The sequence below is a fragment of the Paraburkholderia sp. genome (assembly GCF_035656215.1).
Lineage (GTDB): Bacteria > Pseudomonadota > Gammaproteobacteria > Burkholderiales > Burkholderiaceae > Paraburkholderia.
This window is the reverse complement of record NZ_DASRSY010000134.1, coordinates 1-8,831: the sequence shown is the minus strand read 5'-3', so window position 1 is coordinate 8,831 and position 8,831 is coordinate 1. Positions and strand designations below refer to the sequence as shown.

Below are 8,831 nucleotides of genomic sequence, written 5' to 3'. Positions count from 1 at the left end.
GGATATTGCTTTATCGACGTTGATCGCGTTCGAGCGCGGGTGCGCTTACCGGGCATACATCGAGAAGTGGTATCTGGAGCATGGTGTGAGGCCGGCTCGCGTTCTGGAGCTCGGTTCGTATCATGCAATCGTGGCTTGTGTCGCCGCAGGCGCGGGGGTGGCCGTGGCACCGCGATCAGTGCTCGATCTGCAAACCGATACGAGCAATATCGCCGTTCATGAGCTTCCCGACATTGGCGTGATCGAAACGCTTCTCGTCTGGCGACGGGGGCATTTTTCGTCCGCGCTCAATGCGCTGCGGCACACGCTTGTGTCGGGGGAGGATGCGGTGGAGTTACCGGCCGCTGCAGCGGTAGGCGTGGCTTGATGCACGGCAAGACACACCAAGACAAAAACAACTTGGGCCACGCAGAAGGCAAAAACTACCAGCGCCCCGTGTGGCCCAATCAAACCCGAATCAAAGCTGAGCTTCGACCCAACCCTTCACGCCTGCCAGCGCTGCCGGCAGATTCGCAGGCTCGGTGCCGCCGGCTTGCGCCATGTCCGGCCGTCCGCCGCCCTTGCCACCAACTTGTTGTGCAACGAAGTTGACCAGTTCACCAGCCTTGACCTTCTTGCTGGCGTCCGCCGTCACACCGGCAATCAGACTCACCTTGCCGCCCTCGACCGAGGCCAGCACGATCGCTGCGCTCTTGAGTTTGTCCTTCAGCTTGTCGACAGTTTCGCGCAACGTTTTCACGTCCGCGCCCTCGAGCGTGGCCGCCAGCACATGCACGCCGGCCACTTCGATCGCCTGGCCGACAAGCTCGTCGCCCTGGCTCGACGCCATCTTCGACTTCAGTGCGCTCAGTTCCTTCTCCAGCGACTTCACCTGATCCTGCACCTGCACGATCCGCTGCGTCAGCTCCGACGGCTGCGCCTTTAACACGGCCGCAGCCGCATTGATCCGCGCATCGAGATCCTGCACGAAACGCACGGCGTTATCGCCCGTGATTGCTTCCACGCGACGAATACCGGCAGCCACGCCGCCTTCCATCACGATCTTGAAGAAACCGATGTCGCCCGTGCGATGCACGTGCGTACCGCCGCACAACTCGCGCGAGAAACCGAGGTCGAGCACGCGCACTTCGTCGCCGTACTTTTCGCCGAACAGCGCCATCGCGCCGCCCTTCACCGCTTCGTCGAACGGCATGACCTGCACGATGCCCGGCGCGTTCGCCAGCACTTCCGCGTTGACGATCGCTTCGACCTGACGGATCTGCTCGTCGGTCATCGGCGCGTTGTGCGCGAAGTCGAAACGTGTCTTATCCGCATCGACCAGCGAGCCTTTCTGCTGCACGTGCGAGCCGAGCACTTCGCGCAGTGCCTTGTGCATCAGGTGGGTGGCCGAGTGATTGCGCCCGGTGCGGGCGCGGCGCACCGCATCGATTTCCGCCTTCACGACGTCGCCGACTTTCAGCGTGCCCTGCCCGAGCATGCCGTGATGGCCAACCACGTCCGCCTGTACCTTCAGCGTGTCAGTTACCGCAAAGCGCACGCTCGCGTTCGCCAGCACGCCCTGGTCGCCGACCTGTCCGCCCGATTCCGCGTAGAACGGCGTGTGGTCAAGCACGACGATCGCCTGCTGGCCGTTGCTCACTTCCTTCACCGACGCGCCGTCGACATACAACGCGATCACTTTCGCGTCGTCGAAGATGATTTCTTCGTAACCGTGGAACGTGGTCTTCGCGCCCGAGTATTCGAGGCCTTGCGCCATCTTGAACTTGCCCGCTGCGCGAGCCTGCTCGCGCTGACGCGCCATTGCTTCGTCGAAGGCAGCCTCGTCGACCGTTACTTCGCGCTCGCGGCACACGTCCGCCGTCAGATCGAGCGGAAAGCCGTAAGTGTCGTGCAGCTTGAACGCGAGTTCGCCGTCGAGCGTCTTGCCGCCCTTCGCTTCCAGATCGGCCAGCGCGCTTTCGAGAATCGACATGCCGTGCTCGATGGTCTCGAAGAAGCGCTCTTCTTCCTGACGCAGCACGTCAGTCACGCGTTGCTCCGCGTCCTTCAGTTCCGGATAGGCACCGCCCATTTGTGCGACGAGGTCCGGCACCATGCGGTGGAAGAACGAACCCTTCTTGCCTAGCTTGTAGCCGTGGCGGATCGCGCGGCGCACGATACGGCGCAGCACGTAGCCGCGGCCTTCGTTGCCCGGAATCACACCGTCGACGATCAGGAACGAGCACGCGCGAATGTGATCGGCGATCACCTTCAGCGAGTTGTTCGTCAGATCGGTCACGCCGGTTTCGCGGCCCGCGGCCTTGATGAGCGCCTGGAACAGGTCGATCTCGTAGTTGCTGTGTACGTGCTGCAGAACCGCGGCGATACGCTCGAGACCCATGCCCGTGTCGACGCACTGCTTGGGCAGCGGCGTCATGTTGCCTTGGGCGTCGCGGCTGAATTGCATGAACACGAGATTCCAGATCTCGATGTAGCGGTCGCCGTCTTCCTCAGGCGATCCCGGCGGGCCGCCCCAGACCTCCGGGCCGTGGTCGTAGAAGATTTCCGAGCACGGGCCGCACGGCCCGACGTCGGCCATCTGCCAGAAGTTGTCCGACGCGTAGCGCGCGCCCTTGTTGTCGCCGATGCGGATGATCCGCTCGACCGGCACGCCCACTTCCTTCGCCCAGATGTCGTGCGCTTCGTCGTCTTCGTGATAGACGGTCACCCACAGCTTGTCTTTCGGCAGCTGATACACGCCCGTCAGCAATTCCCACGCGTAGTGGATCGCGTCGCGCTTGAAGTAGTCGCCGAACGAGAAGTTGCCCAGCATTTCGAAGAACGTGTGGTGACGCGCGGTATAGCCGACGTTTTCCAGATCGTTGTGCTTGCCGCCGGCGCGCACGCTGCGCTGCGCGGTCGTGGCGCGCGAATACGGACGCGATTCCGCGCCGAGGAACACATCTTTGAACTGCACCATTCCCGAATTGGTGAAGAGCAGTGTCGGGTCGTTGCCGGGCACAAGGCTCGACGAGCGAACGATCGTATGGCCCTTCGATTCAAAGAACTTGAGGAATTTCTCGCGGATTTCGGCGGCTTTCATAGCGTGCGGGGGACGGGTTTGCCAGTTCCCTGGCTGTTACCGGCGGCATCATGGAGATGCGCCAACTGTTTGTTTCCTAAACGACTGATTATACGGGATCGGCGCCCGTACGCGGCGGCGGTCCTGCCCCGCTGGCCATTCGCCAGGTTTAACCGCGTTTGGTCGTGTTTGGTCCCGTTTGAGCCGGTAGCGAGCGACACGGCAAGGCGCGCTACGCGTCCTATGCCGTTCGGCTGACTGCGCCGGCGCGCGGGAATCGCTTAAGATTGCCCACATCCGCGGCGACATGCGCGCCGCGTCATCACCCAAAACCATCTTGCATGGGACCGGAGTAAGTGCTTGGCACTAACTCCGGTCGACAAAGGAGACATTGAAGAATATGGGCGCTCTCAGTCATATCCGCGTGCTGGATCTCACACGCGTGCTCGCCGGGCCCTGGTGCGCGCAGACGCTCGCCGATTTCGGCGCCGACGTCATCAAGGTCGAACGGCCTGAAGTGGGCGACGACACCCGCCACTGGGGGCCGCCGTACCTGAAAACACCGGAAGGCGCCGACACGCGCGAGGCCGCCTATTACCTCGCGGCGAATCGCAACAAGCGCTCGGTCACCGTCGATATCGCTTCGCCCGAAGGCCAGCGGATCATCCGCGAACTGGCCGCTCAAAGCGACGTGGTGCTGGAGAACTACAAGGTCGGGCAATTGAAGAAGTACGGCCTCGATTACGCGTCGCTGAAGGAAGTGAAACCCGATCTGATCTACTGCTCGGTGACCGGCTTCGGGCAAACCGGACCGTACGCGCAGCGCGCCGGTTACGACTTCATCGTGCAAGGCATTGGCGGCTTCATGAGCATTACCGGCGAGCGCGACGGCCAGCCGGGCGGCGGTCCGCAAAAGGCCGGCGTCGCGATTGCCGACCTGATGACCGGCATGTATTCGACCATCGCCGTACTCACGGCGCTCACGCATCGCGACCGAACGGGCGAAGGCCAGTACATCGACATGGCGCTGCTCGACGTGCAGGTGGCGATGCTGGCCAACATGAATTCGAACTACCTGGCGAGCGGCCAGCCGCCCGTGCGCTGGGGTAATGCGCATCCGAACATCGTGCCCTACCAGACCTTCCAGACCAGCGACGGCTGGATCATCGTCGCGGTCGGCAACGACGGCCAGTTCCGCAAGTTCGTCGAGGCAGGCGGGCGCCCCGAGCTCGCCAACGACGAGCGATTCGCGACTAATCCGGCGCGCGTGCGCCACCGCGATATCCTCGTGCCGATCCTTGCCGACATGGTGCGTCTGCAGGGCAAGCAGCAATGGATTACCGCGCTGGAAGCGGCCGGTGTGCCGTGCGGGCCGATCAACGATCTGGGTGAGGTGTTCGAGAACGAGCAGGTGGTGGCGCGCGGGATGCGGGTCGATCTGCCGCATCCGTCGGGCGGCACGGTCAAACTGGTGCGCAATCCGATCAACATGACCGGCACGCCGCCCGAAGCGCTATCCCATCCGCCCATGCTCGGCGAGCACACCGCCAGTATCCTGCGCGATGTGCTGGGTTATGACGAAGCCCGGATTGCCACGCTGCGGGAACAGTCAGTGATTTGAGGCAGGCTTGGACGGTGCCGGTTTTCAGCGTGGGGGGGTTGCCGGCTCAATCGCCATGTGGCTCCGCCGGCAATGTAGCGCTCACCGCTGCTCGCCCAGCGAAGCCAGCCAGCGGCGCCCCTCGTCCCAATCGCCGAGCCCGCTATCCGCATTGATGTGGCCACGCGGACCAATGTCGATCCAGCGGCTGCCCCATGCGCTCGCACAGGTCTGCGAGAACGGCACGCTGCCGTACGGATCGTCGCTACTCGCCACGACGATGCTCGCAAACGGCAAGCGCGTAAGCGGCACCGGCGCGAAACCGCTGGCATTCTGCGGAAAATGTGCCCCGGACGGATCGGGCACAGCGACCAGCAGCGCGCCCGCCACCTTCGCGAGCTGGGCAGCGCTCGCGTATTGCGACGCCCAGAAGGCGGTCGTCAGGCAGCCAAGGCTGTGCGCGGCGAATACCACGGGAGAGTCGGCCGCGGCCACCGCGGCGTCGAGCGTGCGGCACCACGCGTCGCGCGCCACATGATCCCAGTCCGACATCTGCACGCGTACGAAGGCGGGATCGAGCGCCTCCCAGCGCGTCTGCCAATGCCCCACGCCGGAATTCTGGTAGCCCGGCAGCACGAGTACGTTTAGTTTTTGTCCGCTCATCGCGTTCCCCGTCATAGTTCGTTTTTCAGGTGCGTTTTTCCAGTTCGCTTCCGCGGTATGTTTCCGCAGTTCGCTTCTGCATTTGCTTCAGCAATTATTCGCTTCGCCGGGCCAAAGAAGCCCCGGCGTCAACGCGATCAATGCATTACGCGGCCCACACCCACGCCACGCGGATCGGCCGCCGGCTCGGGCGTCGTGCCTTCGACGCGGATCATCTGCACGTCGCCATTGAACGACTGCCCTTCCAGCATGTAGCCCTTGGCTTTCAACTGGTCGGCCAGCTCGCCCGTGATCGGATTGTACGGCTCAAAATAGATCGTCTTCGGCGGCAGCAACTGATGATGGAATCGCATCGCGGCCAAAGCGTCGGCGGCCGCCATATTGAAGTCGTACAGATTGGTCATCACCTGAAAGATCGACGTCAGGATTCGCGAGCCGCCGGGTGTGCCGATCACGAGCGACACCTTGTTGTCCTTCAACAGGATGGTCGGCGTCATCGACGAAAGCGGCCGGCGTCCCGGCGCCACCGTGTTCAGGTCGTCGGTCGCTGCACCCTGCGCGCCAACGGCAACCGGTCTGGTGACGAAGTCGTCCATTGCATCGTTGAGCACGAAGCCGCCGCCGTCCACCACCACACCGGAGCCGAACGATCCGTTCAGCGTGTAGGTATTCGACACGGCATTGCCCCACTTGTCGACCACCGAAAAATGCGTGGTTTGTGCTTTTTCCGGCAGTGCGTCGCCGAGGCCACCTTTGACGGGTATGGCGCCTGGCACTTCGTCGGGTTTCACTTCGTCCGCGCGTTGCGCGAGGTAGGCGTCATCGGTCAGTTTGTCGACGGGCACCTTGTACGAATCGGGGTCGCCGATATATTGCTCGCGATCGGCGAACACGCGGTCTTCGATCTGCGCGATCAGATGGATATACGGCACGGAATTCAGCTCGAGGCCATCGAACGCCTGCTTCAGATCGGCTTTCATCTTCAGCATCTGGATCAGCCCGATACCGCCCGAACTCGGCGGCGGCGCGGTCACGATTTTGTAGCCGTTCCAATCGGCGATGAGCGGCTGGCGCCAGACGGCCTTGTATTGAATCAGGTCCTGCTTCGTGACCAGACCGTGGCCGTACATCTGCTGGGCGATCAGATCGGCGGTGCGGCCTTCGTAGAACTCACGGCCTCCATCGCTGGCAATGCGCGAGAGGGTTTGCGCAAGTTCAGGCTGGCGGAACATCACGCCCGCCTTCAGATTCGAGAAGTAAGCATTGAAGTTGGTCTTGCCGGCGAAATTCTTCGCCACCGCGTCGCGGCGCTGCTGCAACCACGGCTCCACCTGGAAGTCGTCAGTAGCGTAACGGATTGCGGGCGCCAGCACCTGTTTCCACTTCAGCTTGCCGAAGCGCTGCTGCGCTTCCCACATGCCCTCGACGGTGCCCGGCACACCCACCGCGCGATGGCCGACGAGGCTCATACCCGGTACGAGGTTGCCTTTATCGTCGAGGTACATGTCGCGGGTCGCCTGTTGCGGCGCGCGCTCGCGATAGTCGAGAAAGTACGGTTTGCCGTCCATGAACACCGTCATGAACCCTCCGCCGCCGATATTCCCCGCATCCGGACAGGTCACGGCCAGCGTGAAGGCGATCGCGACAGCGGCGTCCACCGCGTTGCCGCCAGCGGCGAAGATCTGCTGCGCGGTGTCGGCGCTGTAGCGATCCGGCACGGCCACCGCTGACGCGTCCAGCACGGCCTTTGGCGGAGGTGTTTTCGCGAGCGCGGAGGCCGGCGCCACGAAGCTGCCGGCGAGCGCACCGAACATGGCTGCAGCCGTCACGATTCGGACGAGAGACAAAGAGGCGAAAGGCGCGCGAGGCGCGTCGTGCGAGGGGACGGACATCCGAGAAACTCCGGGAACTAAGGACGCCATGTTGCACGAATGGCATAGGTTCGTGCAAAACGACAAGGGGAGCGTGGCCTGGCTGGACTGCGACTGCGCGAGCACGCGCTGCGCGACAGGGCGTGGACCGCGCTCCCCCGAAAAAAATCGAGTGGCAAGCGGGCGGGGAGTGCGCCGCCCGCATCCTAAGTCGCCGACGCATGCGCCAACAAACCGTTTTACCTCCTGTTACAGCACCTTAAACGCAGCTTGCAGGATCCCGCCCGCCCCCAAAAAACAGCCGAAACCGCTCAAACGTTGGCTGCGCGCCGCACTCGCCTGCCGCGGGCGAACTCGTCAGGTAGAATTGACGGATAAGTGGGCGCATTGCGCGCCCCGACCGACTTTCACCTTCTCGCATGAATACCGAACGCAACGACGCGCCAGCGGCATCCAATTTCATCCGCAACATCATTGACGAAGACAACCGCTCCGGCAAGTGGGGTCAGCGCGTCGAAACGCGCTTCCCGCCTGAGCCGAACGGCTATCTGCACATTGGTCACGCCAAGAGCATCTGCCTGAATTTCGGCGTGGCGCGCAGTTACGGCGGCGTGTGCCATCTGCGCTTCGACGATACGAATCCGGAAAAGGAAAGCGTCGAGTACGTCGATTCGATCACCGACTCCGTGCGCTGGCTCGGTTTCGAGTGGGAAAAAGACGGCAACGAACAGCTCTACTTCGCGAGCGACTACTACGACAAGCTGTACGAATTCGCCGAACTGCTGATCGAACGCGGCAAAGCGTATGTGGACAGCCAGTCTGCCGAAGAAATGCGCGCGAACCGCGGCTCGGCCTCCGAGGTCGGCACACCGTCGCGCTTCCGCGACCGTTCGGTACAGGAAAACCTCGACCTGTTCCGCCGCATGAAAGCCGGCGAGTTCAAGGAAGGCGAGCATGTGCTGCGCGCGAAGATCGACATGTCGTCGCCGAACTTCAACATGCGCGACCCGGTCATCTACCGGATCCGCTTTGCGCATCACTACCGTACCGGCGACACATGGTGTGTGTACCCGATGTACGACTACACGCACTGCATCTCGGACGCGTTGGAAAACATCACGCATTCGCTGTGCACGCTCGAGTTCGAAGACCATCGCCCGCTGTACGACTGGATTCTGAACGAACTGGCCGAAGCCGGAGTCTTCACGCGCCCGCTACCGCAACAGATCGAGTTTTCGCGCCTGAACCTGACCTATGCAATCACCAGCAAGCGCAAACTGCTGCAACTGGTGACCGAAGGCCATGTCGAGGGCTGGGACGATCCGCGTATGCCGACCATCGTCGGTGTGCGCCGCCGCGGTTTCACGCCGGCAGCGATCCAGTTGTTCTGCGAGCGTATTGGCGTCACCAAGGTCGATTCGTGGATCGACATGAGCGTGTTCGAAGGCGCGCTGCGTGACGATCTGGATGATAAGGCGCCGCGCACCGCGGCCGTGCTCGATCCGGTCAAGCTGATCATCGACAACTTCCCTGAAGGCGTGACCGAGCCGTGCAGCGCACCGGTCCACCCGCATCATCCGGAACAGGGCGTCCGCGAGTTTCCGATCTCGCGCGAACTGTGGATTGAACGCGACGA

6 protein-coding genes are annotated in these 8,831 nt (G+C 62.8%); 3 read left to right on the top strand and 3 right to left on the bottom strand.

What is annotated here, in order from left to right; genetic code table 11:
* Window positions 1–367 (top strand): LysR substrate-binding domain-containing protein (locus VFE81_RS07815; RefSeq protein ID WP_325044049.1); only part of this gene is annotated, 367 nt, incomplete at its 5' end.
* A 90-nt stretch (window positions 368–457) separates the two neighbouring features.
* On the opposite strand, the gene alaS is transcribed toward VFE81_RS07815, so the two are convergent.
* The gene (gene alaS / locus VFE81_RS07810) at window positions 458–3,082 is read right to left on the bottom strand and encodes an alanine--tRNA ligase (RefSeq protein WP_325044048.1); all 2,625 of its coding nucleotides are present in this window, start codon (window positions 3,080–3,082) and stop codon (window positions 458–460) included.
* A 379-nt stretch (window positions 3,083–3,461) separates the two neighbouring features.
* On the opposite strand from alaS, the gene VFE81_RS07805 reads away from it, so the two are divergent.
* Complete coding sequence (locus VFE81_RS07805; protein WP_325044047.1) at window positions 3,462–4,682, top strand: CaiB/BaiF CoA-transferase family protein; 1,221 nt, start codon at window positions 3,462–3,464, stop codon at window positions 4,680–4,682.
* Between the two features lie 81 nt (window positions 4,683–4,763).
* Here VFE81_RS07805 and VFE81_RS07800 read toward each other — a convergent pair whose 3' ends face one another.
* Window positions 4,764–5,324: an RBBP9/YdeN family alpha/beta hydrolase gene (locus VFE81_RS07800; protein WP_325044046.1), complete on the bottom strand. Its 561-nt coding sequence runs from the start codon at window positions 5,322–5,324 to the stop codon at window positions 4,764–4,766.
* A 137-nt stretch (window positions 5,325–5,461) separates the two neighbouring features.
* A complete protein-coding gene (gene ggt / locus VFE81_RS07795; RefSeq protein WP_325044045.1) occupies window positions 5,462–7,216 on the bottom strand; it encodes a gamma-glutamyltransferase in 1,755 nt (584 codons plus the stop codon).
* Window positions 7,217–7,614: 398 nt separating this feature from the next.
* On the opposite strand from ggt, the gene glnS reads away from it, so the two are divergent.
* Window positions 7,615–8,831, top strand: a 1,217-nt coding sequence (gene glnS / locus VFE81_RS07790; protein WP_325044044.1) for a glutamine--tRNA ligase, incomplete at its 3' end; no start/stop codon positions are given.

Coding starts and splice junctions, on each gene's coding strand:
- VFE81_RS07805 (WP_325044047.1), top strand. CDS start 3,462: ATGGGCGCTCTCAGTCATATCCGCGTGCTGGATCTCACACGCGTGCTC.
- alaS (WP_325044048.1), bottom strand. CDS start 3,082: ATGAAAGCCGCCGAAATCCGCGAGAAATTCCTCAAGTTCTTTGAATCG.
- VFE81_RS07800 (WP_325044046.1), bottom strand. CDS start 5,324: ATGAGCGGACAAAAACTAAACGTACTCGTGCTGCCGGGCTACCAGAAT.
- ggt (WP_325044045.1), bottom strand. CDS start 7,216: ATGTCCGTCCCCTCGCACGACGCGCCTCGCGCGCCTTTCGCCTCTTTG.